General features: G+C 64.9%; 37 protein-coding genes. 21 read left to right on the top strand and 16 right to left on the bottom strand.

Features of this window, described 5'->3' with window-relative positions; all coding sequences use genetic code 11:
* Positions 1-42 precede the first annotated feature (42 nt).
* Positions 43-912, top strand: coding sequence for an HNH endonuclease (locus tag ACNS84_RS12760; RefSeq protein ID WP_435075253.1), 870 nt, complete (start codon positions 43-45; stop codon positions 910-912).
* 27 nt (positions 913-939) lie between these two features.
* Here ACNS84_RS12760 and ACNS84_RS12755 read toward each other — a convergent pair whose 3' ends face one another.
* From ACNS84_RS12755 to ACNS84_RS12745, 3 genes are all read right to left on the bottom strand, one after another.
* Entirely contained in the window at positions 940-1,578 is a 639-nt protein-coding gene (locus ACNS84_RS12755; protein ID WP_435075599.1) for a GIY-YIG nuclease family protein, read from the bottom strand.
* Positions 1,579-1,826: 248 nt separating this feature from the next.
* Positions 1,827-2,435 carry a hypothetical protein gene (locus tag ACNS84_RS12750; RefSeq protein WP_435075252.1) on the bottom strand — a complete coding sequence of 203 codons (609 nt, stop codon included), beginning with the start codon at positions 2,433-2,435 and terminating at the stop codon, positions 1,827-1,829.
* A gap of 96 nt (positions 2,436-2,531) precedes the next feature.
* On the bottom strand, positions 2,532-2,750 hold the full coding sequence (locus tag ACNS84_RS12745; protein WP_435075251.1) for a hypothetical protein: 219 nt from the start codon (positions 2,748-2,750) through the stop codon (positions 2,532-2,534).
* 200 nt (positions 2,751-2,950) lie between these two features.
* Between ACNS84_RS12745 and ACNS84_RS12740 the strand changes: the two genes are divergently transcribed.
* From ACNS84_RS12740 to ACNS84_RS12695, 10 genes are all read left to right on the top strand, one after another.
* Positions 2,951-3,325 (top strand): hypothetical protein, encoded by a 375-nt coding sequence (locus tag ACNS84_RS12740; protein ID WP_435075250.1) that lies wholly within the window; start codon positions 2,951-2,953, stop codon positions 3,323-3,325.
* Entirely contained in the window at positions 3,318-3,461 is a 144-nt protein-coding gene (locus ACNS84_RS12735; RefSeq protein WP_435075249.1) for a hypothetical protein, read from the top strand. The genes ACNS84_RS12740 and ACNS84_RS12735 overlap by 8 nt, the downstream gene beginning before the upstream one ends.
* On the top strand, positions 3,451-3,624 hold the full coding sequence (locus tag ACNS84_RS12730) for a hypothetical protein (RefSeq protein WP_435075248.1): 174 nt from the start codon (positions 3,451-3,453) through the stop codon (positions 3,622-3,624). The genes ACNS84_RS12735 and ACNS84_RS12730 overlap by 11 nt, the downstream gene beginning before the upstream one ends.
* The gene (locus ACNS84_RS12725; protein WP_435075247.1) at positions 3,617-3,832 is read left to right on the top strand and encodes a hypothetical protein; all 216 of its coding nucleotides are present in this window, start codon (positions 3,617-3,619) and stop codon (positions 3,830-3,832) included. The genes ACNS84_RS12730 and ACNS84_RS12725 overlap by 8 nt, the downstream gene beginning before the upstream one ends.
* A 339-nt stretch (positions 3,833-4,171) precedes the next feature.
* Positions 4,172-4,387 carry a hypothetical protein gene (locus ACNS84_RS12720; protein WP_435075246.1) on the top strand — a complete coding sequence of 72 codons (216 nt, stop codon included), beginning with the start codon at positions 4,172-4,174 and terminating at the stop codon, positions 4,385-4,387.
* 100 nt (positions 4,388-4,487) lie between these two features.
* Positions 4,488-4,856, top strand: coding sequence for a PadR family transcriptional regulator (locus ACNS84_RS12715; RefSeq protein WP_435075245.1), 369 nt, complete (start codon positions 4,488-4,490; stop codon positions 4,854-4,856).
* Positions 4,856-4,999, top strand: a complete 144-nt coding sequence (locus ACNS84_RS12710) for a hypothetical protein (protein ID WP_435075244.1) — start codon at positions 4,856-4,858, stop codon at positions 4,997-4,999. Before ACNS84_RS12715 ends, ACNS84_RS12710 begins: the two co-directional genes overlap by 1 nt.
* A complete protein-coding gene (locus tag ACNS84_RS12705; RefSeq protein ID WP_435075243.1) occupies positions 4,999-5,148 on the top strand; it encodes a hypothetical protein in 150 nt (49 codons plus the stop codon). Before ACNS84_RS12710 ends, ACNS84_RS12705 begins: the two co-directional genes overlap by 1 nt.
* Entirely contained in the window at positions 5,145-5,483 is a 339-nt protein-coding gene (locus tag ACNS84_RS12700) for a hypothetical protein (protein ID WP_435075242.1), read from the top strand. Before ACNS84_RS12705 ends, ACNS84_RS12700 begins: the two co-directional genes overlap by 4 nt.
* Positions 5,480-5,653 carry a hypothetical protein gene (locus ACNS84_RS12695; RefSeq protein WP_435075241.1) on the top strand — a complete coding sequence of 58 codons (174 nt, stop codon included), beginning with the start codon at positions 5,480-5,482 and terminating at the stop codon, positions 5,651-5,653. Before ACNS84_RS12700 ends, ACNS84_RS12695 begins: the two co-directional genes overlap by 4 nt.
* Before the next feature lies 1 nt (position 5,654).
* Here ACNS84_RS12695 and ACNS84_RS12690 read toward each other — a convergent pair whose 3' ends face one another.
* Complete coding sequence (locus tag ACNS84_RS12690; protein ID WP_435075240.1) at positions 5,655-6,893, bottom strand: tyrosine-type recombinase/integrase; 1,239 nt, start codon at positions 6,891-6,893, stop codon at positions 5,655-5,657.
* A gap of 122 nt (positions 6,894-7,015) precedes the next feature.
* Here ACNS84_RS12690 and ACNS84_RS12685 point away from each other — a divergent pair, with 122 nt between their 5' ends.
* Complete coding sequence (locus ACNS84_RS12685; RefSeq protein ID WP_435075239.1) at positions 7,016-7,222, top strand: hypothetical protein; 207 nt, start codon at positions 7,016-7,018, stop codon at positions 7,220-7,222.
* Positions 7,223-7,261: 39 nt separating this feature from the next.
* Here ACNS84_RS12685 and ACNS84_RS12680 read toward each other — a convergent pair whose 3' ends face one another.
* Both ACNS84_RS12680 and ACNS84_RS12675 read right to left on the bottom strand, forming a co-directional pair.
* Positions 7,262-7,681 carry a universal stress protein gene (locus tag ACNS84_RS12680; RefSeq protein WP_435075238.1) on the bottom strand — a complete coding sequence of 140 codons (420 nt, stop codon included), beginning with the start codon at positions 7,679-7,681 and terminating at the stop codon, positions 7,262-7,264.
* Between the two features lie 72 nt (positions 7,682-7,753).
* Positions 7,754-8,272, bottom strand: a complete 519-nt coding sequence (locus ACNS84_RS12675) for a CinA family protein (protein WP_435075236.1) — start codon at positions 8,270-8,272, stop codon at positions 7,754-7,756.
* A 59-nt stretch (positions 8,273-8,331) separates the two neighbouring features.
* On the opposite strand from ACNS84_RS12675, the gene ACNS84_RS12670 reads away from it, so the two are divergent.
* The 3 genes from ACNS84_RS12670 (at position 8,332) to ACNS84_RS12660 (ending at position 9,817) form a co-directional block, all read left to right on the top strand.
* A complete protein-coding gene (locus ACNS84_RS12670) occupies positions 8,332-8,955 on the top strand; it encodes a class I SAM-dependent methyltransferase (protein ID WP_435075235.1) in 624 nt (207 codons plus the stop codon).
* The gene (locus ACNS84_RS12665; RefSeq protein ID WP_435075234.1) at positions 8,948-9,463 is read left to right on the top strand and encodes a transcriptional regulator FilR1 domain-containing protein; all 516 of its coding nucleotides are present in this window, start codon (positions 8,948-8,950) and stop codon (positions 9,461-9,463) included. The genes ACNS84_RS12670 and ACNS84_RS12665 overlap by 8 nt, the downstream gene beginning before the upstream one ends.
* A gap of 78 nt (positions 9,464-9,541) precedes the next feature.
* Complete coding sequence (locus ACNS84_RS12660; RefSeq protein ID WP_435075233.1) at positions 9,542-9,817, top strand: DUF6199 family natural product biosynthesis protein; 276 nt, start codon at positions 9,542-9,544, stop codon at positions 9,815-9,817.
* A 6-nt stretch (positions 9,818-9,823) separates the two neighbouring features.
* On the opposite strand, the gene ACNS84_RS12655 is transcribed toward ACNS84_RS12660, so the two are convergent.
* From ACNS84_RS12655 to ACNS84_RS12635, 5 genes are all read right to left on the bottom strand, one after another.
* On the bottom strand, positions 9,824-10,546 hold the full coding sequence (locus ACNS84_RS12655; RefSeq protein ID WP_435075232.1) for a thymidine kinase: 723 nt from the start codon (positions 10,544-10,546) through the stop codon (positions 9,824-9,826).
* A gap of 91 nt (positions 10,547-10,637) precedes the next feature.
* A complete protein-coding gene (locus ACNS84_RS12650) occupies positions 10,638-11,093 on the bottom strand; it encodes a hypothetical protein (RefSeq protein WP_435075231.1) in 456 nt (151 codons plus the stop codon).
* Between the two features lie 27 nt (positions 11,094-11,120).
* Positions 11,121-12,185: an amidohydrolase family protein gene (locus ACNS84_RS12645; RefSeq protein WP_435075230.1), complete on the bottom strand. Its 1,065-nt coding sequence runs from the start codon at positions 12,183-12,185 to the stop codon at positions 11,121-11,123.
* A 66-nt stretch (positions 12,186-12,251) separates the two neighbouring features.
* Entirely contained in the window at positions 12,252-13,514 is a 1,263-nt protein-coding gene (locus tag ACNS84_RS12640; protein ID WP_435075229.1) for an HD domain-containing protein, read from the bottom strand.
* 97 nt (positions 13,515-13,611) lie between these two features.
* On the bottom strand, positions 13,612-14,586 hold the full coding sequence (locus ACNS84_RS12635) for a hypothetical protein (RefSeq protein WP_435075228.1): 975 nt from the start codon (positions 14,584-14,586) through the stop codon (positions 13,612-13,614).
* Positions 14,587-14,960: 374 nt separating this feature from the next.
* Here ACNS84_RS12635 and ACNS84_RS12630 point away from each other — a divergent pair, with 374 nt between their 5' ends.
* Positions 14,961-16,505, top strand: a complete 1,545-nt coding sequence (locus ACNS84_RS12630) for a DNRLRE domain-containing protein (RefSeq protein WP_435075227.1) — start codon at positions 14,961-14,963, stop codon at positions 16,503-16,505.
* A gap of 616 nt (positions 16,506-17,121) precedes the next feature.
* Complete coding sequence (locus tag ACNS84_RS12625) at positions 17,122-17,526, top strand: universal stress protein (protein WP_435075226.1); 405 nt, start codon at positions 17,122-17,124, stop codon at positions 17,524-17,526.
* Between the two features lie 63 nt (positions 17,527-17,589).
* Here the strand turns inward: ACNS84_RS12625 and ACNS84_RS12620 are convergent, their stop codons facing one another.
* The 4 genes from ACNS84_RS12620 to ACNS84_RS12605 all read right to left on the bottom strand — a co-directional run bounded on the left by ACNS84_RS12620 (position 17,590) and on the right by ACNS84_RS12605 (position 20,296).
* A complete protein-coding gene (locus ACNS84_RS12620) occupies positions 17,590-17,808 on the bottom strand; it encodes a hypothetical protein (RefSeq protein ID WP_435075225.1) in 219 nt (72 codons plus the stop codon).
* Between the two features lie 58 nt (positions 17,809-17,866).
* A complete protein-coding gene (locus tag ACNS84_RS12615; RefSeq protein WP_435075224.1) occupies positions 17,867-18,436 on the bottom strand; it encodes a helix-turn-helix domain-containing protein in 570 nt (189 codons plus the stop codon).
* A gap of 95 nt (positions 18,437-18,531) precedes the next feature.
* Entirely contained in the window at positions 18,532-19,851 is a 1,320-nt protein-coding gene (locus tag ACNS84_RS12610) for a phosphoribosylamine--glycine ligase (protein ID WP_435075223.1), read from the bottom strand.
* A gap of 79 nt (positions 19,852-19,930) precedes the next feature.
* Positions 19,931-20,296 carry a group I truncated hemoglobin gene (locus ACNS84_RS12605; protein WP_435075222.1) on the bottom strand — a complete coding sequence of 122 codons (366 nt, stop codon included), beginning with the start codon at positions 20,294-20,296 and terminating at the stop codon, positions 19,931-19,933.
* A 129-nt stretch (positions 20,297-20,425) separates the two neighbouring features.
* On the opposite strand from ACNS84_RS12605, the gene ACNS84_RS12600 reads away from it, so the two are divergent.
* Positions 20,426-20,713, top strand: coding sequence for a glutamyl-tRNA reductase (locus ACNS84_RS12600; RefSeq protein WP_435075221.1), 288 nt, complete (start codon positions 20,426-20,428; stop codon positions 20,711-20,713).
* A gap of 39 nt (positions 20,714-20,752) precedes the next feature.
* Here the strand turns inward: ACNS84_RS12600 and ACNS84_RS12595 are convergent, their stop codons facing one another.
* The gene (locus ACNS84_RS12595; RefSeq protein WP_435075220.1) at positions 20,753-20,986 is read right to left on the bottom strand and encodes a DUF2249 domain-containing protein; all 234 of its coding nucleotides are present in this window, start codon (positions 20,984-20,986) and stop codon (positions 20,753-20,755) included.
* Between the two features lie 118 nt (positions 20,987-21,104).
* Between ACNS84_RS12595 and ACNS84_RS12590 the strand changes: the two genes are divergently transcribed.
* The 3 genes from ACNS84_RS12590 (at position 21,105) to ACNS84_RS12580 (ending at position 23,809) form a co-directional block, all read left to right on the top strand.
* Positions 21,105-22,940 (top strand): multicopper oxidase family protein, encoded by a 1,836-nt coding sequence (locus ACNS84_RS12590; protein WP_435075219.1) that lies wholly within the window; start codon positions 21,105-21,107, stop codon positions 22,938-22,940.
* Positions 22,941-23,126: 186 nt separating this feature from the next.
* A complete protein-coding gene (locus tag ACNS84_RS12585) occupies positions 23,127-23,507 on the top strand; it encodes a cupin domain-containing protein (protein WP_435075218.1) in 381 nt (126 codons plus the stop codon).
* The gene (locus tag ACNS84_RS12580) at positions 23,504-23,809 is read left to right on the top strand and encodes a cupin domain-containing protein (RefSeq protein WP_435075217.1); all 306 of its coding nucleotides are present in this window, start codon (positions 23,504-23,506) and stop codon (positions 23,807-23,809) included. Before ACNS84_RS12585 ends, ACNS84_RS12580 begins: the two co-directional genes overlap by 4 nt.
* Positions 23,810-23,874 lie beyond the last annotated feature (65 nt).

Here is a 23,874-nt window from a genome sequence, read left to right as displayed (position 1 = left end):
TGTAGTAAGTAAATTAAGGAAAGGTTGATATTTGACGAGCATATGCCCTCGTCATCGAAACTCGAACCCCTCAGCAACGACGACCTCGACGACAACCTCGGCTTCACGCCAGGTCAGCGGTACGATCGAAAAGCGCTCCACGATATCTACGGTGGACAGCGCTACCGCGGGATCGCCACGCCCACCGAGTATTCGGCCGTATTCCTCTTCACCGGCGACTCGGGTGAGACATATGGGTACGAAGACGAGTTCCTCGACGATGGAACTTTCCTCTACACCGGTGAGGGCACCGAAGGTGACATGGAGATGAATGAGGGTAACGCGGCAATCAACTCCCACAAGCGGACCGAGACGTCGCTCCACTTGTTCGAGAACACCGACGAAGCGTGGGTCGTCACCTACGTCGGCGAGTTCGAATGTACCGGCGTTCGGGAGGCCCGACTCAAAGACAAAAACGACGAGTACCGCGATGCGTTCCGTTTCGAGCTTGAACCCGTTGGCGGCGAAGAGGTAGAGCTCGACGACACTGGCGGTGACAATCTCCAAAGCCTCTACGAACGCGCGAAAGCGAGCAGCCCGCGGTCCGGTTCTGGCGGCAACTCCGGCGGATCGTCGACGTCAAAACGGAAGCGGTACTCTCGATCGCAAGCTGTCCGAGACTACGCGCTTGCGCACGCCGACGGCGTCTGTCAAGGCTGTGAGGAGGACGCCCCGTTCATCACTAAGAGCGGCGATCCCTACCTCGAAGTCCACCACCTCTATCGACGGGCCGACGGCGGCGCTGACGAGCCCGAGAATGTGATCGCACTCTGTGCAAACTGCCACCGTCGGGTTCACGAAGGAGAGGATAGAGACGCGTTCAATGAGGAACTGATCAAAAAAGCAGAGCAGCGACATTACCCGTTGAACTAAGCGAAATAGCCTCTTGGCCAACGTCAATCAGAACTGCTCTCGCGGCGCCTCTTTAGTCGCCAGCCAGTGTGCGCCGATCAGGTCGGTCTCGACCTGTTCCCGCTTGTGCTTCTCATCGCCCTCACGGAGAATCGCATAGCTAAACACCAGCTCCGCGTCGCGATTCCGACGATGCTGATAGAGCCGACTCTTCAGGTTCCCACTCTGCCCGATGTACTCCAGTGGTTCCGGTTCATCTTGGTCCCAGATTCGATACACACCGGGATCGGTCGGGAGTCCGTAGGCGTTCGCGAGCGGCTCCGGTGCCGTCCAGTCGAGCCCCATCCACGATCGACTCGTTGGCTCGTCCGCGTCGGTCCATGGTAGCGGCCCGATGCCGGGTGCCGAGTTTGACTCAGTTTCGTCGTCGGTGAGTGTCCCGCCGGTGAACCCGCTTGACCGCATGCTCGACCGTTTGTAGCCGTCGATGATGCGACCGAAGTTCGCCGTCGTGTTCTCGCCAGATTCCCGGCGGTACACCGCGATCAGTGCTTCCTCGATCGAGAGCCGTCGCCGTCGCTTGTCGACATCGTCGGGCTCGACGACCGATACCTGGAACTCGGGACCGTACTCCTGACGCACAGCCCAGAGGCTCGGCGCCGCGACGTGCGGGTCGGTGTACGGCATTTTCACGTTGTAGCACCCCGAGAGAGCACGTACGCGACCTCGGAGGCTGCGCCCGGTCTGGCCGATGTATGTCAGCCCGTCTCGATCGAGGTGTCGAACGCGGTAGATCCCTGGGTTCGTGGAGATACGGGAAAGTTCGCCATCGGCCGGATCCAGACTTAGCCACGACGACCAGTCGAACCCCATCCAATCGGCGGCGTCGTAGTCCGATTTGTTGATCTTTCTCATTAAATGACTCATCTACTCTTTTATGAGCGAATTCCCCACGTGATCGCTGCTCCTTGCGCCTGTACCGGATGCCGCAGGTTGTCGAATTTCGCAACTCCACAGACATCGACCTCGATATCGAACCAGTACTCGAGATCGCGAGCCGTCTTGTCGGCCAAACGCTCCGCCGTAAACTGGTCGGGCAGACTAGCGACAGTTTCTGGGTCGTCATCCGACCGCTTGTAGAACAGTCCGAGCAATCCCCCGTCGCGATCGAAACCGGACTCGCTCAACTTTTGGGCGTCACTCAGTAGGGTGTGCTCGTGAAACGGGCTGAAAACGCGCATCGGCATCGAGTCCTCCGGAGCGCCGTTTGCTCGCCAGTATCGGAGCAGCTTACACTCGACCGGGATCCCGTCCGGGAGGATGAGATCGCAGCTCTCGGAGCTATCGGGATATGGGACCTCCAATCGCGTGTCTCGATACGGCGAACCGTGTCGTTGTAACTCCTCGACGAGGAGTTTTACCTGCCGTGGCTCGTCCTCGGACCCGATTCCGTCTCCGTACTGTCCCTCGGTGTTCCGATCGACAGCCGAGATGACCGTCGCGATGTCTTCTGCCAGCGCTGCCAACTTTTGCTCACTGCTCATGCGAGAGGGTATTCACTCATCTGTAGAATACTTACTATCGGTCACGACGGTTTCAATAGAGAGACTCGTCTTGGTACGTCGGCGGTGTCGAGACTGTCATTCGTCTTCGCCCTCAGCGATCTCCTTGCAGACGACTTCGCGGAGCTCCTCGAGCAGGTCCGGGTGGTGCTCTTTGAGGACCTCCATGTCGCTTTCGAGCTCTTCCTGGATCCGTCCTCGGACTCGAGATGTTGCTTGGTACTTTCGAGAGTTACCATGCTCGCCCGCGATCTGCTCGCGCTCCGTCTCTGTGAGAAGCGCGCGAGTCTTCGCCATACCGTGTGTTCTGTGCGTGCCCATTGTAGTATTTGCTAACCACTACAAGACGGTACTTAGCGCATATACTAATAGTTAGCGCAAATGCTAATCTATAAATAGTTAGCAAATATACTAACTAGTAGAAGCGCGGGACGCGGTCAGAAGGTCTGGCCGCCGGCGTTGCACCGCCGACGACCGCGCTGTCCACTAACGACAGCATGTCAACCACGAATCCGACACCCCAAAACGGTACTGATAGCACCGACACGATCACCGACCTGCGTGAGCTCCGCGTGGGCGACCGCGTCGTCTTCGGCGACCGTACGCGCCCCGTCGACGTCGTCGATACGGGCGTTCGCACGGTCACCGACGCGCGCATCTCCAAGATGATCGAGACGCCCATTGTGCGCGTCCAGGGCGACTGGGACGGTGCCGTCTCACGAGTGCTCACCCACTGTCTCAACCGCTGGGAAGATGGAATCGTTCTGGAGGAACTCGACGCGATCGTTGCCTGCGAGGGTGCCGACCTGGAGCGCGGCGAGGTCGTGACCGTCCGGCACCTCTCGAGTGAGGAGGCGACGGCCGATGTCTAGGTGGGACGCCGACGAGCGCTTCACGCGTGCCGTGTTCGTCGCGCGGCAATATCCCGCCGACATCAGCCTGCTCGACGCGATCGCGCACTACTCGCGAGCGGACCCGTTCGAGCTTGAGGTGACGAATGGTGAATAGACACGACGTCGCGATTTGTGACGATGCAGGGCGTATCGAGACGCTCGTCACTGTCACCGCGATGGACGGCGATAAAGAGCAGGCCGAGCAGGTCGCGGCACTGGTGGCTGAGCAGTATCAGACGACCCAGGACGTCGTCGACGAGGAGGTGCGCAATGCGTGACGACCTGCCGACGATCGTGTACACGACCGAGTCGGGCGAGCGCCGGCGTATCCGCTACGAACGTGTGCCGGACGCGCCGTGGCGCGCCGACCGGTGTGTCGACCGCTGGAACGGCCGGACGTGGGTTCCGTGTGGCGGCGAGTCACTCACCGAGGTCGTCATCGATGGTGAGCATCGAACCGCGGTCACGCTCACGGAGGGGCCGTAGATGCGGTCGTTCGCAGCACTCGAGACGCACATCCCGATCGTCTCCTCAGGGAGCCCGTCGACCGTCGACGGGCTCGCGATATCGAAACGAAGTGGCTCGAGGGTGGCGCTCGTGTCCGGATCGACCCGACCGACGAGACCACTTTCGCTCATGCCCGCTTGTTCTCATCGCGCGTATCTGTTGAGAGAGTCCCACTCTCGGTCACCGGATGGCCTCCACGATGGGGGCTTCACTTCCGGCCCGGGGGAGAAAAACGGTCTTTATACCTCAACCCGTCAGCTAGAGCGGATGTCTCGCGTGCAAGAATATGGTGCTCGGCGCATCGACGACGATGAGTTGGTGGTAACGATCGACCGCTCAGTCGAGTCGCAGCGATATCGGTACGTGTGTCCGAATGGCCACGTCGACTGGGACCGGACGAACAACCACGTGTGGTGCCGAGGGTGCCGCCGGCAGATCGAGAACGGCGACGATGATCTCGACGCCGAGCACTACGAGATCCTCGACAAGCGTGAGAACCTCCTCATCCCGTGGGATCAGGTGTCCGTCGAATAAGTCTACGTTGACCTGGCCGTCGCGGGAAAATCCCGCCGGCGTGGCAGCGCCGACGGCCGGTCACCCCAGCAAATCCCTCGTTCCGAGGGCTCAGATGACCATGAGTAGATCAGACACGGGGCCTAATCAAGATGGCTCCACCGACCCAGGACGTATCGACAGCGACCACAGCGGACGCGAGCAGCTCCGCACGTATGCAGCACTCACCGGGTTCCAACGCGATCTCCTCTGGACGCTGTTCCACGAGGCCGATCACGAGGCGTACGGCCTCAGAGTCAAGCGCCAGCTTGAGACGCTGTACGGCGAGGACGTGAACCACGGACGACTCTATCCGAACCTCGACGACCTCGTCCAGGCCGATCTCATTGCGAAGAGCGAGCGCGACAGGCGCACGAACAATTACGCGCTGACCGACGCGGCCGTGGCGTTGCTCACCGAACGGCAGGCGTGGGAGGGGGGTGAGCAGTAATGTCCGCCGGTGACGCCGCGGACGGCGCGAACGGTGAGGTCCACGATTACCAAGTCTGCGGCGACTACGTCATCTCCTCGGAGGAGAGCCCGGCCGCGTGGATACGGTCGCCGTTTACCGTCGACCTCACGGAGGCGCGCTGATGCGTAGTCCCATCTCCGCGCTCGCGCACGACGAGATCGTCGACTCCAGCATCGCAAGCCCCGTCACAAACGCCACCGACCCGGCGACCGATACGACCGAGAGCGTCGTGCGCGAGGCCACGCTCCTCCTCATCGAGGTGGACGCATGAGCGTCCAACGCACCCGGTACACCACCGACCACGCGGCCGAACAGTTCCGAATCCGCGCGACCAGTGGCGCTGCCGTCGCGACGGCGTGGGAACGCGGCCTCCGCCTCGAGATCCCTGCTGAGACGCCTGTCCCGCGACACGACGAGGCACGGTATGACGCGCGATCGGACCTCGTGGTGTTCCGGCGCGAGCAGACGCTGACGACGTGTTATGGCCTCGAACCAGAGCATCTCACCAACATCCACGGCGTTGTCGTTGCGGCCGTCGTCGACGCCCAGTTCGGGACCAGCTACTACTCCCGAATCAATCCCGAGAACCTGGAGGAGACCTCATGAGGGCTGTCCACATCGACGAGCTGGAGGAACCGAGTGGCACCGAGTCACCACTCGAGACCGTTCGCGACCATCGCGAGCTGTTCGAGCGGCTCGCAGACACCGACCTCCCGATCGCACCGTACGCACAGAACGCGCTCGACAAGCTCGAGGAGGGTAATCGTGATATCTGAGTCAGTCGTGGTCGGCCATCAGATGTTTGACCGGCGGCGTGATGGCGTGGTTGGCCTCCCGAAGGTCCTCAGCAGTGGCCTCGTCGGTGGCCTCGACGCCAGACTCGAAGAGCGCGTCGTCGACCTCCTCAACGCGCTCAGCCGCCTCGGGCGTGAGCGCCTGGTGACACCAGACGCAGTATTCCTTATCTCGGGGTGTCTCCCGGTCACATCGCGGGCATGCGAGGGGCGCGTGGTCCTCGCCGTCGGGATCCTCCTCGACGTCGATCCCGTGCATCGACGCGTAGGCGCGCTCGTTCGACTCCTCGCCGAACCGAGCCATGTACCGCTGGGTGGCCTCGGAGCCACGCTTCCGACCCTGACGGTCCTCGATACGCGACTGGCTCATGCCCTGGAGGACGAGCCAGCGCGTGTTCGACCGGCGGAAGTTGGTCGGAGTGACGTCCTTGTGCATGTCGAGCCGCTTCGCCGGCTCCTTGAACATGTTCAAGTAGGCGTTGTAGGAAAGCCCCGAGGCCTTCGAGAGGTGCGACCAGAGCGGCGCGTCGGGGTCACTCGGCGCCGGATGCGCCTCAAGCCACTGGTTGAGGTACGGGACGGCGACGACCAGGTGAACGACGCGTTCGCCCTCCTTGCCGTCGACGTGGACAGCCAGCGCGTGCTCGCCGTCGACAATGTCGCCGACGGTAAGCGACTCGAGCTCGCCACCGCGGAGTCCGGCCTCGAACTGGATCATGATGGCGGCGGCATCGCGCGGGTTGCGTGTGGCCTCGACCATCGGCTTCACATCCTGCTCGAAGAGGAGGAGATCTCGCTCGCTCGGCGTCGGATCGTAGCTGCTCGAGGTACCGGTTGGGATCCAGTCAACGCTGTCCGGCGCCGTGCTCTCGCGAGCGACGCGCTTCGCGAAGACGCGAATGGCGCTCCGGTAGTCCCGGTTCGTCTCCTCGTTGTCGTACTCCCGGTTGATCCAGCGGACGACCTCCTCGGCAGCGTCGCGATCGTCGACGACGTCCGCGAGGACGCTCGTATGCTCGGCCATCCGAGTGCAGTGCCGGAGCAGCTTGAGGTGCCGGTGGTCGGAGTACTCACTGGAGAGCAGATCGAGTTGGTCGCTGAAGTTGATCAATGCCTCGGCGTCGGCGTCGGTGACGTCGCGAGCAGCGTCGGGATCGTCCACTTCGCCCCGGATACGGCGGCGCAGTGTGTCGATCTCGGCACGTGGATCGTGATCGCCCATACCTCAGTCTGCAGTCGAGGGATTGTAAAGATAATCTGCAAAGCCCTGCCCTGGCTTGCTCTTCACCCTGTTCGCATCGACTCTCGGGATGTGCTTATATACGCACGAGACCGATCCGCGGTATGGATCGGACCGACACCGCGCTGCTGGGCGTCGCCGGGGTCGTCGCCGCCCTCGTCGTCGCTATCCTCTTCGCCTCCGGAGTGTTGTTCGGCGTCGACGAGTCGGTGGCCCGACCGCTCCGCCTGCTCGCGGTCGAGCCGTTCGCGTGGATCGTCGTCGCGGCGCTGATCGTCGCGGTGCTCGGCCACGCCTACATCGACGGGTGACGCCACGGGCCGGAACCGACCCGGACCGCACGCTCTCGCTCAGCGCACGACCGTCACGGGCACCGGCGAGTGTTGGAAGACGGACTTCGCCACGTTACCGACGAGAAGCCGATCCGCGAGCGACCCGCCGTGCGTCCCGATGACGACCACGTCGAACTCGTCGGCCCGCTCGACGATCCGACGGGCCGGTGAGCCGACCTCGGTCAGCGTTTCGATAGTGACGCCGTACTCGTCGGCGATCTGCGTTGCTCGCTCGAACACCTCCGCGGATAGCTCCCGGACCCGCTCCTCGCTGTCGTCGGCGAGCGCGATTCCCGTCGCAGCCCCCATCATCCGAGAGGGCTCGCCGACGACGTGTAACACCGCCACGTCGGCGTCATGGTGCACATCGAGCGCGTAGCGTAGCGCCCGCTCGGAGAGCTCTGAGTCGTCCATCGGCACCAGTACGCGTTGAACCATGCAATATGTACGCATATCTATGTGATAAACGCTTGTGCATCAGCGAGGACTCGCGCGGGGGCAGTCGCCGCCCTATTCCGCGGCGGCGACCTCGCGGACCGCCCGGACGAGCGCACCGATCGCGGCGTCGACGGCGCCGCGTCTCACCTCGCTTCGGTCTCCGTCGAGAAGCACCCGCTCGCTCCGGGTGAACGACGCCTCCGTTCCCCACGGCGCGGCGTAGGCGACGGCGACGAACACGAGGCCGACGGGTTTCTCCGGAGTGCCCCCGCCCGGCCCAGCGGTTCCGGTGGTGGCGACCGCCCAGGTGGTGCCCGCGCGGTCTCGTGCGCCGGCGGCCATCTCTTCCGCGACTCGGGCGCTCACCGCTCCCTCGGCGTCGAGTGACTCGCGGGAGACGCCGAGGAGTTCGCGCTTCGCGTCGTACGCGTAGGTGACGAAGCCGCGATCGAAGTACGCGCTCGCGCCGGGGACGTCGGTCACGCGTGACCCGACCAGCCCGCCGGTCAGCGACTCGGCGACGGCGAGGCTCTCGCCGCGGTCGGTCAACAGGTCGCCGAGGGTCTCTGCGGTGGGTTCGGTCTCGTCCATGCAGGGAATGCGACCGCCACGCCCGTGGGGTTTACGCCCGGTCGGTCGCAATCGCCGCCATGACTGACTGGGACGAGCGGTTCGCGTCCGGGGACTACCCGCGAGAGCCGGAGCCGTCGCCCGTGCTGCGCGCGTACGAGGCCTCGATCCCCGACGGGCGCGCCCTCGACGTTGCCGCGGGAACCGGCCGAAACGCGGTGTTCCTCGCCGAGGCCGGCTACTCGGTCGACGCGCTCGACGCCTCCCGGGAGGGACTGCGCGTCACGGTCGAGCGCGCGGAAGAGATGGGTATCGGCGACCGAGTCGAGCCGATCCTCGGCGACGTCTCCACGTACGGGTTCCCGAGCGAGGCGTACGAGCTGATCACGATGAGCTTCTTTCACACGCTCGACCGCTTTTCCGACCTCACCGAGGCGCTGGTCCCCGGCGGCTACCTGTTCGTGGAGGGGCACCTCCGGTCCGCGGCGCCGACCCCCTCCGGACCGAGCGACGACCGATACCGATTCGCGGCCAACGAACTGCTCCGGGCGGGGCTCGGCCTGACGGTCCTCTACTACGACGAGACGACCGAGGAGCGCCCGAACGACAGGCGCCGAGCGACCGCCCGCCTTCTCGCTCGGCGGTCGACCGGGGGCCGGCAGTCGTATCCCCCGCGACCGTCGGAGGGGCCCGCGGGTGAGTGACGACGGCCCCGGCGCCTCGCTCCGCGCGTTCGTGCTCGCGGCGGTCGGCGACGACCTCGCGAGCCCCGCTGACGAGGTCACCGTCGTCGAGCGCGGCGACGACCCCGACCCCGCCGCGCGGGTTGCCGCACTCCTCGAACGGACCGGAGAGAGCGACGGCGGCGACGCCGTCGTCGGAGTGATTCCGCGGGCGGACCCGTCGCTCGCTCGTCGAGTCACCCGCGACCTCGACGCGGAGACGCGGCTGGTGTTCACCGGAAGCGCGGCCCAGCGGCTCGGTGGCCCGGCGGGCGCCCCGATTCGGTCGGCACTCGCCGCACGCGGCGTCAAGTCGTACCGCCACGAGGGGGAGACACCCGTCGCCGTGCTCCTCGTCGGCGACCGCGCCGTCGTCGGTCTGTTCGACGAGCGGGGACTCGCCGCGGTGCTCTGGTCGGACGCCGCCTCGGTTCGCGAATGGGCCGCCGCGACCTGCCGCCGATATCTCGCGGCCGCGGAGCCCATGTAGCGGGTTCGGGCGACGAGTGTCGTATCGACGGACGCCGCGGCGCGCCCATTTTTAACTCCTCGCGACGAATCATACGGTATGAAAGCGGCACTCCTGCTGGTCGTCGGCCTCGTCGGACTGATTCAGACGCTCGCCCCGCGGTCGGTCGTGCGAGCGTGGACGAGGATCGTCTACCGAGACGCCGGCGACGCGAAGCCCCGCGAGTGGGTGTACGCCGTCGCGCGGGTTGAGGGGGCGGTCCTCGCGCTCGTCTCGATAGTCGGACTGTTCCGCGTCGCCACGGCCGAGAACGGCGGACAGGAGGACGGAGACGAGGTTTCCTCGGCGTCGGTCGAAGACCGGACCGACGCGTAGGCAGGCTCAGTCGTCGCTCGCGTCCACCGGTTCCTCCGCACCGTCGACCGAGGAGTCGAGGTCGCCGGACTCCTCGGACGCCCCCGGCTCGTCGGTTTCCGTCGCGTCGTCGGTCAGGTACGCCCGTCCGCCCTCCGGGCGCTCGCCCGTCCGCAGCACGTGGCAGTCACGACACCGGGCCTCGTACGACTCCTCGGCGCCGACGAGGATCGTCGGGTCCTCGGCGTGAGCGGGCTCGCCCTCGATGAGTCGCTGGTTCCGCGAGGCTGGCTCGCCGCACTGCAAGCAGATCGCCTGTAGCTTATCGACGTACTCCGCGGTCGCGATGAGTTGCGGGAGCGGCTCGAACGGTTCGCCCCGGAACGTCTGGTCGGTCCCGGAGACGATCACGCGGGTCCCGGCGTCGGCGAGCGTGTTACAGACCTCGACGAGCGCCTCGGAGAAGAAGTTCGCCTCGTCGATCGCGACGACCTCCGGGAAGGGCTCGTCGTCGAGGATCGCCAGCGGCCCGTCGCCTTCGTTGTCGACGACCGTCGCCTCCCACTGGCGGCCCGTGTGGGTGCCGATCGTCGTCTCTCCGTAGCGGTCGTCGATGGCGGGCTTGTACACCGACACGGACTGACCGGCGATCTCGGACCGTCGGAGCCGGCGCAACAGCTCCTCGGTTTTTCCGGAAAACATCGACCCCGAGATGACCTCGATCCACCCGGATCGAGTGATGGCGTGCATGGCCCTACGGGTCGGTGCCAGCGACTAAACCGTTTCTCTCCCGTCGCGTCGCGCCGGGACGACCGCCCGTTCTGACCTCGATGGATGGCGATTAGACGGCGCCCGCGACCGCGACGAGGGCCGCGGCGGCGACGACGTACGTCGCGGCCGCGAGCGCCCAGTCGCGGCGGATCGTCGAGAGCCGCTGTCGCGGGAGCCCCTGCGCCCGGGGGAGCGGAACGAGCGCGAAGAAGCCGACCATCAGCGCGAGCATGACTGGCGAGGCGACGCCAAGCGCGACCACGAGGCTGCCGCCGATCACCGTCTGCACCGCCGAGACGAGTCCGACGAAGAGGAGCCCGGAGCCGCCCCCGGCGACGTAGTGGACCCACGTCGCCAGCCGCTCGGGGGCCTCGTCGACCGGCGTGTCCGTAAGGACGCCCGCGGCGACCTTCGGCGCGGTCGTTCCTTCCGGAAGCCGGGGCATCACGAGGTCCATCGCAAGCGTCGCGAGCAACCCGACGACCGGCCCGAGCGCGAGGCCGGCGAGCAGCGAGAAGGTGGCCATCGGAGATCGGTACGGCCGCGATCGGTTTCAGTCTCCCGCCGCATCGACCGCCTCGCCGCCGATTACGACCCGTGAGACGTCGGCGGCGCCCGCACGGCGGACGATCGCTCGGACGAGGTCGTGCGCCCCGGCGAGGTTGTCGGAGTCGCCGTCGAGAACGAGCAGATCCGCGTCGGCGCCGGGCTTGATCACGCCGCGGTTCAGCCCCGCGATTTTGGCCCCGTTGACCGTCGCCATCCGGAGCACGTCGCGAGCGGGGAGGTCCGCCAACTTGGCAGCGAACTCCATCTCGCGGAACATCGACGGGGAGTCCAACATCACGTTGTCGGTGCCGAGGGCGACTGTCGTCCGCTCCGCGAGGTCTCGGATCGGCGGGACGCCGACGTTCGTGACGAGGTTCGAGCGCGGACAGACGACCACCGGCGTGCCGCGGTCGGCCAGACGGTCGAGATGGTCCGAGCCCGCATGGACCATGTGAACGAGGAAGTCCGGGTCGAGATCCATGGCGGGTGTGATGTCGTCGGCGTCGCGCTCGCCGGCGTGGATCCCGAACAGCTTTCCGGCCTCTCGGGTCGACGCCCGCACGGCGTCGAAATCACCGTCGCGGGCGCCTGAGGCGCCGTATCCGTCTGCGACCCCGAGGACGTCGGGGTCGTCGCGGCCGAACACGATCGGTTCGATCACGCGCTCGTCGAAGTCGACGCCCTCGCCGGCGACTGCGTCTCGGAGCGCACTCACTCCGTCGACACCGCCCTCGCGAAACTCCAGAAAGGTGCCGGTGCCGGTCGACTCCATGTATCGGAGCGTCCGGGCCATGGCCGCCACCTTCTCGTCGCGGCTGGCGGAGCGGAGGAGTCGGTGTTTGAGCCCGTCCGGCGGCGCGACGAGTTCGTCGAGCGAGAGCCCCTCGCCGGCCTCCTTGGCGATGGAGTCGCCGATGTGGGTGTGGGCGTTGACGAACGCGGGGAGGACCACGTCGTCGCTCTCGACCGACGCCTCCTCGATGCGGACGACCTCGCCGTCGGCGACGACCACCCGCCCCTCCACGGGTTCGAACGCCTCGCCGACGAGTATCGTCCCCTCAACCTGCATACCTCCCGGTCGCCAGCCCGAGGTTAAAACGGTACGGGAACGGGTCGCTGAGACGCGGATCGGTCGCTACTCGAACTCGTCGAGGGTCGTCGGCATCGCCCCCCGTACGTCGGCCACGAGCCCGTCGGGATCGAGCCCAAGTACGTCCGCGGCCGCGCGGCCGACGCGGTCGGTGGCCGGCTCCGGGGCGTAAACGCCGAGACGCCACTGGTTTCGCTGGGCGGTCCGGAGCGCGGAGACGAGCGGGGACTGCCGCTCCAGTCGACGGATCTCGCCGTTGACCGTCACGCGGGCCGTCGACTCGCGCATCGACGGTTCGGGAGGCACGTCGAGGATCACGTGCTCGTGGTCGACGCCGGCTTCCTCGGCAATCTCGCGCTCCAAGGCGACTCCGGTCGCGTGGTCCGCCTCGTGGACTCGCTCCGGGACGTCGTCGTACTCGGCCCACACCGCCAGCTTGTACAGGTCTCGCTCGTCGTATCGGCGTGAGAGTCCCGCGGTCGCCGGACAGTTGCGGATCGCGGCGAGGAAGTCGTGGTCGTCCATGCGGCGAAGCTCGGGCGCCGTGGTCGCGGTCGCGTCCAGCAGGTCGGTCGCCGCCCGACGCAGCATCGCCTTCGAGATGCGCGCGACGTGGTGGGTGTAAACAACCGGGTTCATCAGCGCGCGAGCGAGGAGGAGGCTCTCCGCCGTCTGGACGTTCCCCTCGTCGAGGACGAGTTCCGGGCCGTCGCGGTCCGGGCGGTCACCGGTCGCGTTGCCGTCCGGCTCGACGAACGTCAACTCGCGGACGAACCGCTCCGTGTCGATGGTGCCGTACGGGACGCCGGTGTGGTAGGCGTCGCGCACGAGGTAGTCCATGCGGTCCACGTCGAGTTCGCCCGAGACGAGCCCGGCGTACGGTCCCTCGCCGGCGACGAGCCCGGCGATCCGGTCCGGGTCAAGATCGTGGTCGCGGAGTACGTCGCCAACCGCACCGGTCGCGAGCAGTTCGGCGACGTCGTCGTGGTACTTCCCGGTCCGCCGGTGGGTGAGCGACTCCAGGTTGTGGCTGAACGGACCGTGTCCCACGTCGTGGAGCATCGCCGCCGCTTCGAGTCGCTCGGCTCGCTGTCCGCCGATTCCGAGGTGATCGAGCGCCCGGTTCGCCAGATGGTAGACGCCGAGGCTGTGCTCGAAGCGTGTGTGATTCGCGGAGGGGTACGCCAGCTGGACCGTGCCGAGCTGTTTCACGTGACGGAGGCGCTGGACGGCGGGGGTATCGATCAGATCCGCGGCGACACCGTCGATTTCGATGTGGTCGTGGACGGTGTCCTTGACCGTGATCATGCGGGCCCGTTCGTCGGGCATCGGTTAAAAGGGGTGGGAGGCTCAGTCTGGTGCTGCGCGGATACCTCGCAGAGCGACGTTCGCACGTCCTCCGGCGTTACCACGTCCACCGGACTGCGTGGTTGTTCCCGCCGTCGACCTGGCTCCACCCGACCACACGCCCTTGTACGTTCGCGGCCGCGGCGCTACTTTGTCCCGTGTCGTCGTTGCTGAGCGTCCCCAAGTCGATCAGGCGGTCGTCGACCCATACGAACGCGTGACTGCCTCCCGCATCCACCTGACTGGCGCCGACGACGACGTCACCGGCGACGCCGTACGCCTGACTGTACCCCGTGTTGTCGACGCGGAAGGTGCCGATGCTGTCCAACGTCTCGCCGTCCCACCGCGTCGTGGTTCGGTTCGCGAACTCGCCGTCCTCTGCGTACCACCCGACGACGGCTCCCGTCTGTACGTCGAACGCGGCGCTCGATCCGTCCCCAGAGAGTGTCCCGAGGTCCGTCATGCCCTCGCGTTTCGTCCACTGAAACGCGTGCGTCCGTCCGTCGTTCCCCACGCTGTACCCGACGATGGTGCCGTCATCGTCGACCGCCGTTGCGACACTCCGTCCGGTCTCGTCGTCACGGAGCGTCCCGAGAGAGACCATCCCGTCGCGCTCCGTCCATTGAAAAGCGCGGACCTCGCTGTCGCCGTCGTCGAAGTGACCGACGACGGTTCCACGGGCATTCACATCCGTGGCATGGCTGTCCCGACTCCGTGATTCTCCCGACCGTGCTTCGAGTCGTTCCGGTTCGTCGTCGACCCATTGAACCGCGTTCCAGTTCCAGTCGGAGTCCTGTGCGCTTCCGACAACTGTGCCGCGAGCGTTGATACCCGTCGCGTCCGTGTCTCCCAGACCGTCCTCGCGGAGCGATCCGAGCGCGGTCGGTTCGTCGTCCTCCCACTGGACGGCGCGGACGAACTGCGCACCCTCGACGACCGTTTCGCTCCATCCGACGATGATACCGCGAGTGTTGACGTCCGTTGCCTCGCTCACGCCGCGCCCATCGAGCGTTCCGAGGTCGACTACTTCCATCGGCCTCGTCCGTCCGAGAGCGGTCGACCGACACGATCAGACTGACACTGGTGCGACCAGCAACTCGACGTCGGGTGGCCGCTCGACTTCTGACTCATCTCATGATAGTGACACTGCAGCCACATAAAAAAGTATACATATTCACGATCTGATGACCGTCACGTGTTGTGCGAACAACACTTTTGCCGCAGAGTGGAGTTCACGCACAAGTTACAGTTATGCAAGAGACGACCGATCCGCCAACGAAAGATCCGCCAACGAACGATCCGCCAACGAAAGATCCGCCGACAAACGACTCGCCAAAAAATAACTCGACGACGAACAGCCGACGTCGAGGCGTTCCGCGTCGGGACGTTCTCAGGGGACTCGGTGCAGTGGGAACCGTCGGGCTCGGCGTGTCGTCCTTCAGCGGCCGGGCGACGGCGGCGACGCCGTGGACCATCGCCGTCCTCCCCGACACGCAAAAGTACGCCGAGAGTTCGTCGCTCATCTCCCGTGCGGCGGCGCAGACGAATTGGATCAAGAACAACAAAAGCGCCGAGAACATCGTCTTCGTCAGCCATGCCGGTGACCTCGTCGAAAACGGGAGTAGCACGACCGAGTGGCGGCGAATAGACGGTGTGATGGACACGCTAGACGGCGTCGTTCCGTATGCGACGACGGTCGGCAACCACGATTACGCGACGACGAGCGACCGCTCGTCCAGCACGGCGAACTACAGCACCTATTTCGGGCGGAACCGGTACTCGGGTCGTAGCTGGTTCCGCGGGACCGGACCGAACGACCGCGCCCACTACCAGCGATTCTCTGCCGGCGGCTACGACTTCCTCCACCTCGATTTGGAATGGGGAGTGCCCGGGACCGTCTCGAACGCCAACACGGTGATGGGATGGGCAAACGGCATCCTGTCACAGAACCCGAACACTCCGACGATCGTCACGACCCACGCCTACCTGTGGGATCGGGTGGGGTACGAGGGCCACGCGACAGACCGCAAAGGGGCGAACTCCGGGCGCGACATCTATCGTAACCTCATCCGACGGCATCCGCAGGTGTTCATGATGCTCAACGGCCACTACCACCGCGCCGACGGACAGTGGAATCAGACGTCGACAAACGACGCCGGATCGAGGATCTACGAGATGCTCTCGAACTATCAGGACTACGCCAACGGCGGCGACGGATGGATGCGTCTCGTGAAATTCGTCCCCGACGGCGGATCGAGCGGACTCGACCGTATCTCGGTTCGGACCTACTCGCCGAGTAGGAACGAGTACAAGACCGACAGACGCAGCCAGTTCTCCTTCGATCTCGACTTCGCCAGCCGATTCTCAAGCACGTCCACGCCGCCCACGCCGCCCGCCGGAGCGAGTGCGTCGTTTCAGCAAGGGGCTAATGGCTACTCCTCGACTCGAGACACCTACCTTCAGGAGGCGGCCCAGAACGCCGATAACGGGTCCGAGACGACACTCGTCGTCGACAGGGACGACCCAGTCGACTCGGGGTTCGACGCTCAGGGGCTCGTTCGATTCGGCGACATTGTCGGGACCGGGACCGGACAGGTGCCGCCGAGAGCGACCGTGACGTCGGCGCAACTCGAACTCTCGACCGTCGACCGCGGGTCGGGCGCGTCGCTCCATCGGATGAAGACGGACTGGGCCGAGTCGGACACCTGGGCGTCACTTCTGAACGGCGTTCAGACCGACGGGGTGGAGGCGAACTCGTCCGCGGACGTGAAAACCGGCTCGACGTCCGTGGGAACGACCACGGTCGACGTCACGTCGAGCGTCAACGCGTGGGTCAACGGCGCAGCCAACTTGGGATGGGTGTTCGTCCCGTCCGGAAGAAACGGTTGGGACTTCGCCTCCTCGGAGGGAACTCCGGCCCCGAAACTGGTCGTCTCGTACGAAACGGCGTAGCGGGGCACCGTCGGGACGGCCCCATTATGGGGGAAGTCCGATGACGCGCTGCCGCCGTCAAGTCGGGTGCCGACGTGAGTGGACGGGACCAAACGGCGTCGCGGGGAGAGGTTCGAGACGGCACGGGACGCCGACTCTCGCGACTCGAGGGCGACGCAGAGCGATCACCAGTCTCGTGACACGCTCGTCATCGTGGTCTACGGGGGGTCACTGCACCAGTGCGTATCAGTCCGAACCGAGTTGCCAATCAACGAAACTCTCGAATCCGTACGTAAATGCGAGAAAGACGACGGCGAACACGAACCACCGGAACACGTCGAACGTGCCCGTGAAGGCGAGAACGGTGAAAATATACGATAATGACGCTCCGACAAACGCGGCCGTGTAGAGGTTTCGCCGGCTGTTCATAAATGACACTCAATTGATGACAAGTTAACTCTTCTCCCGGTCGGGATCCCCCAAAATCGCCCTGTTACACGCGTCGAAGCACGCGTCTTACCACGCTTCACGGACTCCGATCGTCGGTTGCGACTTACAGAAATCTGGCGGGACGGTCGGTGACAGCATCTGAGAGCGGCTACCACCGTTTATAATCCCCGTCCACGAACGTCGATACATGTACGACGTGCTCATCGGAATCGACAACGCGGAGGACGAGCGTGCTATCGCGCAGGCGAACGCCATCGTGGACCTCCCGCACGGGGCCGGCGAGATGACCGCGCATCTCTGTCACGTGTTCCAAAACAACCCCGAGGCCGCCTCAGTCAACCAGATATCGGCCGTCAGACGCGCTCGAGAGTTGCTCGAGGACGCGGGCATCGACTGCGTTCACTACGAGGCGAGCGGCGATCCGGCCGACGAACTGCTCGCGGCCGCCGCCGACGTCGACGCGAACGCGATCTGCGTCTCCGGCCGAAAGCGGCGTCCGACGGGAAAGGCTGTCTTCGGCAGCGTGACCCAAGAGGTCATCCTCGGGAGCGACCGGCCGGTGTTCACCGTTCCGGCGCCCCCCAAGGAGTAGCGCTGCGCGCTGAGCCGGACCGGTGACGGACTGACTGTCCCTCTCAATACCGAGAATACCCTTTTAACCCGTTGAACCGGCAGTTCTGAGTCCGAGCACGTCGCGCGCGGCGGCGCCGACCGTGTCGACGTGCTCCGGCGGGCAGTAGACGCCGAGGGTCCAGCGGCGGCGCTCCGTGCTTCGCAAGCCGGCGACGAGTTCGGCGGCGACGTCGCCGAGCCGAACGTGGCCGTGAACCCTGTCCTTGATCGCCTTCATCGTCCGGTCGTCAGGCGCCGACAAATTGATCCGTTCGGCTCTGAGGCGGTGTCAGTCGACGAGGTGTCTCGCCCCGCGCGAGTCACTCGTCCACGATGTCGACGCCGAGTCGCTCCTCCAGGGCACGAACGACCGAGCCGCCGACGCCGGCCGTCGCGGCCCGCCCGTCTTCGACCGCGAACACGTCGTCCTCGTCGAGGTCGAGCTCCTCGGCGAGCTCCTCGACGGTGAGGCCGGCGTCCTGTCGGGCCGCGCTCACGTCGTCGCCGTAGCCGGAGACGAGGTACGGGAGCCGGTCGGACTCGTAGCTCGTGCCGCCCTCCTCCCAGTGCTTGGAGTCGCCGGTCGCGGAGTCGTACATCTTCGCCTGTTTCTGCGCGAGCTCCTTCTTCCGGCTCTCCGGTCCGCCGGAGTCCGCGCTGGCGCCGCCGGGGCTCCCGCCTGAACTGCCGCCCTGACTGCCGCCGGAGCCCGAACGCCCCCGTTTCGCCGGCGCGTTGCCCGCGTCGTCGTGCGGCCGGCAGTCCGAACACACGAGCAGCTTCGCGCCGGCGACCGTGGCCCGCTGGAGCTTCGTGGTCTCGCGCCCGCAGAGCTCGCAGGCGTCGCCGTCGTCGCCGCCGCCGCCACTGCCCGTCGAGTACTTCGCCATACCGCGACTGGTGGACCCGGACGGTTAAAAAGTCGTGGAGCGACGGCGGTCGATTCACCGCTCCGGCTCCCGGCGTCGGTTCGGCTCCTCGGGCGTCACTCCCTGCCCGGCCCGAGGTAGCTCCACGCGAGCAGCCGGTCGCCCTCGCCGTTGACCCACCGCTCGCCGATGTCGTCACGGTAGTACATGTTCGGCATCACGATGTCGTCGATGCGGTCGTACGCCTGTTCACGAGCGGCTTGCATCGTCTCGCCCTTTCCGGTCACGACGATGGGCATCCCGTTGTCGCCCGCGGCCCGCCACTGGCCGTCGACACTCTTGGCGTCTTCGAGATGGATTCCGTCCCTGCTTTCGGTCTCGAACACTACGGCCGCGTTTCGAGAGTTTTCGTCGTACGTCTTCTTGTCGTCGAACGGGAACGGCGGGAGGACGACTCGAACGGCGATTTGATAGCCGTTGTGCACGGTTACGTCGGGCTCGTTACCGTGGGCGAGGTCGTAGAAGAACTCGCCGGTAGACGACTCGATCGACTCTTCTTGCAACGCGATCGTCGGGTAGCCGAACCGCGGGGTGAACTCCAGCGGATAGATCCCGTTCTCGTTCACGATGCAGTTGATGTCGATGCTCCCGACGTACCCCTCGTTGGCGAGCCAGCCTTCGAGCTTGCCGAAGGTTTCTTTGAACAGCTTGTTCTGACCCGCCCAGAACATCGACGTCCCCATCTCACCGGTAGACGGACCGATATTTCCCGGGAACAACTTCTTGTGCTCGAAATTGAAGTTGACTTGGTCGATGAACTCGTTGCCGTTGAAAAAGCCGCAGATGGCGATTTCGACGCCCTCGACTTTGCGCTGAAGCTGGAAGCCCTTCATGCGGTGCCCCCACGCCTTCTTGTACGCTTTGAGGACGTCGACGACGTCGCTCCCGTCGTCCTCGCTCCCGACGTACAGAAGCCGCTTGACGTTCTGGACTTCGCCGAGCGGTTTGATGACGTACGGAGCGGGGTTCTCTTGTACGTGCTGAATACCCTCGTCGAAATCGTGGAAGATGTGATGCTCGACGGTGTTGACGCCGTGTTCTTCGAGAACGTCCATCGCGTATCCCCGATCCTCTTCGAGGTGGTCGGTGTTCGGCGTGCCGCCGACGACGGCCTTCCCTTCCTCGCGGAGTTCTTCGGCGAGCGCACCGGTTCCGACGCCGGAACCGACCCAGATGTCGTCGAAGATAATGACGTCGGCCCAGTCGACCTCGGCCTCCCAGTCGTCGGTCTTCGGAACGAATCCGTCCCCGATCTCTTGGTCGCTCTCGGCCTCGATGTAGTACTTCACGGCGTGGCCCTCGCGGTGGACCTGCCACGCGAGGTCGGTGATCAGCGCGGTGTCGGCGGAGACGAACAGGAAGCGAGCGGAGTCCATGGCGACACGTCTCGCGGCGGGAACTTTAGTGTGTAGGCCGACCTCCGATCGCGGAGGAGCGAGGACCGACCCGGGCGAGTTACTGTCCGACTACGTCGGGTTCAAGCGCGCCGACCTCCGCAAGAATCGTCTCGACGCTCTCCTCGCCGACGCCGTTCTCTCTGAGCGCCTCCCTGAGGTAGGTCGCGACGCGACCAAACGCCTCCTCGGTGACCCCCATCCCCTCGTGGGCCGCACGCATGTCCGAGCCCTCGTAAGAGACCGGGCCGCCGGCGACCGCGCTGATGAACTGGACCTGATGGGCGTACAGCGCCTCGCGGTCGACGTCCTCGAAATACGGTTCGAGCACGGAGTCATCGAAGACGCGGTCGTAGAAGTCCGAGACGACGGCCTCGACGGCCTCTCGGCCGCCGATAGATTCGTATATCGATTGGGAGTCGGGCATCACGTTGAGCAACTTCGTTCCAACAGAAGACACCTCCGAAAGAACATGTTCGGGAGACGCCGAGACGCCGGTTCCGCCCCCGAATACGTTCGGGAGAACACGCACCCCGGTGCCGACCGACCCTCGGGTATGAGCACCGATAGGTCCGAATCGTCTCCCGATCCTGAGCGACTCCGGAAACGGCTCCGCCGTCAGACCGCTGAGGTCGAACGACGAGAGGTCAAGGAGGCCGTCTCGGCGCTCGACGCGCGCGGTGACCTCACCGAGGAGCAGCGCGAGACCGTTCGAGAGCTTGGCTCCGCGCTCGTCGAGGCGCTGACCGCGCCGCCGGAGCGAACGCTGGAGCAAGCAGGTCAGACAGATAGAGTGCCGATCCACGCGATCAGCCGGCTCTTCGAGCTCGACGACGAGACGTAGCGATCATTCCGGAAAACGCCGCCGTTGCCGTCGATAACGTTACTCCTCGGCCTTCGGGAACTCCGCGACGAACTCGTCGGGCGCGTTCTGTCGCACCTCGTACGCCTCCTCGTCGAACGAGGGGACCTCCGCGGCCATCTCGTAGAACAGCGGCTTCGGTTCGTGGTCGTTGACGATGGTGAGCGTCTCGCCCGGGGCCATCTCGTCGAACTCCTCGTGGATCTTGTCGTGGCGGTTCACCGGCGGGATCTCGCGAACGTCGAGGTCTGGCATGCGATCAACCGTTCTCGACGCACCCGAATGCGTATTGAGCCGAACATGTTCGAACTGATCTTCACCAAATGGGGTTTGTCCGCCCCCCTAACCGAATACCCCGGCTAGGTCGTACGTAATGGAGAACACGGTTAGCCACTCCCGAAGCGACGTTGCACGGCGGCGGTTTCTCGCGGCCGTGGGTATCACCGGTACCGCGGCGCTCGCAGGCTGTTCCGAGAGGAGTATCAGTGCCCCGGTAGCTGCAGACGAGTCGGAAGACACCGACGGCGCAGCTAACGCGAGTCATACGTCGCCCGATCTCGAGCGGTGGGTCGACGAAGTACCTCGCCCAGGCGTCATCGAACCGAGCGGAACGAGGGATGGACAGCCCCGCTACGAGGTGGAGATGGCCGAGATCGAACAGAGGCTCCACCGTGACCTCCCGCCGACGACGCTGTGGGGCTACGGCGGTCAGTTTCCCGGTCCGACGATCGAGGCCGAGCAGGGCGAACCGATCTACGTCCGGTGGCAGAATCACCTGCCGGACGAACACCTGTTCCCGGAAGATCCGACGATCCACGGGGACATCGTCCCGTACGACGAACCGGGCGTCCGCGTCGTACCGCACCTCCACGGTGGCAACGTCGAACACGAGAGCGACGGGAAACCGCAGGCGTGGTTCACCCGCAACTTCGAGCAGACGGGTCCCGACTTCGACAAGAAAGACTACTACTACGCGAACGATCAACCGCCGGCGACCCTCTGGTACCACGACCACTCGCTCGGTATCACGCGCCTGAACGTCTACGCCGGCCTCGCCGGGTTCTATCTGCTCCGGAGCGATCACGAGCGAGCGCTCGACCTCCCGACGGGCGACAACGAAATTCCGCTCGTGTTCCAGGACCGGAGCTTCAACGAGGACGGCTCGCTGTACTACCCCACGGCTACCCCGGCTACACAGGGAGACGGAGACGACTCACGCCCCGACCCGAGCATCGTCCCGCAGTTCTATGGTGACACGTCGACGGTCAACGGGAAGGCGTGGCCCCGGTTGTCCGTCGATCCCGAACAGTACCGGTTCCGCCTGCTCAACGGGGCCAACAGCCGATACTACGACCTCAAATTGCTCGAGTACGACGAGGAATCTGGCGACACGGGCGATGCGGGTCCGCCGTTCGTCCAGATCGGTAACGACGGCGGGCTCCTCTCTGAGCCCATCGAGACCGCCGACCGCCTCGAACTCGGATCGAGTCAGCGTGCGGACGTCGTCGTCGACTTCAGCGAGTACGCGGGCGAGACCCTGCTCCTGCATAACGACGCTCCGGCGAAGTATCGCGGCACGAGTGGGATCGAGGCGGACGACGCTGAACCCCTTCCGGAGGTCATGCTCGTCGACGTGGCAGCGGCGGAGGGCGACCCGCAGTCCACGCGACTCCCGGACAAATTGACGCGGGTGCCCGACATTCCGGTTGACTCTGTCGATAACGAACGCTACCTCACGCTCGCCCGGCAATCGGACGAGTACGGTCGCCCGCTCTACGCGCTCGGGACTGGCAACGAGAAGACCGGATTCGACCTCACGGACCCGGTCACCGAGACCCCGACGCTCGGGGACACCGAGGTCTGGAGTCTCGCCAACTTCACCGGGATGTCACACCCGATGCATCTCCATCTCGTCCATTTCCAGGTGTTGGGGCGACAGTCGGCCGCCGACTACGACCCGTCCGAAGACGAAATCGATCTGGACGCGCTCGACGACCCCGAGTCGTACGAACTCGGGTGGAACGATATGGTCAGCGTCGATCCGGGCGACGTGGTTCACGTGATCGCGCACTTCGGGGAATACGAGGGGCTATTCACCGATCAGACGGGTGACTACATGTGGCACTGTCACATGATCGAACACGAGGACCACGACATGATGCGACCGTTCGAGGTCCTGCCGGCCGATGATACGAATGAGAGTGACTAATTCGTCGATAGGCCCGATCTGACGGGAACATGTTCGACTCAACCCTATTGTGCTTCCCCGCTACATACTGATGTGCATGAGTTTAGGCCAACCTAAAGAGTATCAAACAGTCGAGTCCTCAGCCGTCAGTACGCGATCCGCTGTCCGACCGATCGGCAGTGACACCTGGCGAACGGGTGACTCAATATGACTGCCATCGATTTCGACGCGGAACGGACGTACGACGACGAGACGTTCTCGACGGCCGAAGTGTTCCGGAGCGATCGGATGAAGGTCGTCTGCGGCTACTTCGAACCGGGACAGTTTATTCCGGTTCACGCACCGTCCAGTGACGTGCTGATCGACGTTCGGTCCGGCGCTGGGATCGTTCGCGACGGTGACGAGGAACATCGCGTCGCATCGGGAGACATTGTGACCGTCGAAGCCGATACTGATCGGGGCATCAAAGCCGACGACGATTCGCGGCTCGAAGCATTGCTCGTCACCGCACCACCGCCGACTGATGCCGAACACGAACCGGTCCGTCGGGGACTCCGAACCGGCGAGTTCGATCCCACTAATAAATGACGACGATACACACCCTCGACGAACTGAACGGACAGCCCCACGCCAACGTCTTCCCCGACGAAGAACCGAAGACGATCAGGCTCACTCTCGATGCGGGTGGCGAAGTCGCATCTCACTCACATCCCGACCGCGAGATCGTCTGTTATCTCATAGAGGGAGCAATCGAGTTGGAACTTGGCGACGAGACACACGAACTGCTGGCAGGCGATGTGGCCCGCTTCAACGGCGACCAGGAGATCGCTCCCCGTGCCATTGAAAAAAGCACTGCCCTGATCGTCTTGGCGTCTCAGTCCGACGAATAGTCGGAGGCCGGCGGGCGGCATCGTCTCTGTGCACAGCAGATCGGCCCAGGTATTCTCTTGCATCT

The sequence above is a fragment of the Halorubrum wangae genome (assembly GCF_051194135.1).
Taxonomy (GTDB): Archaea; Halobacteriota; Halobacteria; order Halobacteriales; family Haloferacaceae; genus Halorubrum.
The sequence above is the reverse complement of the archived record's forward strand: the minus strand, read 5'-3'. Positions and strand labels throughout refer to the sequence as shown.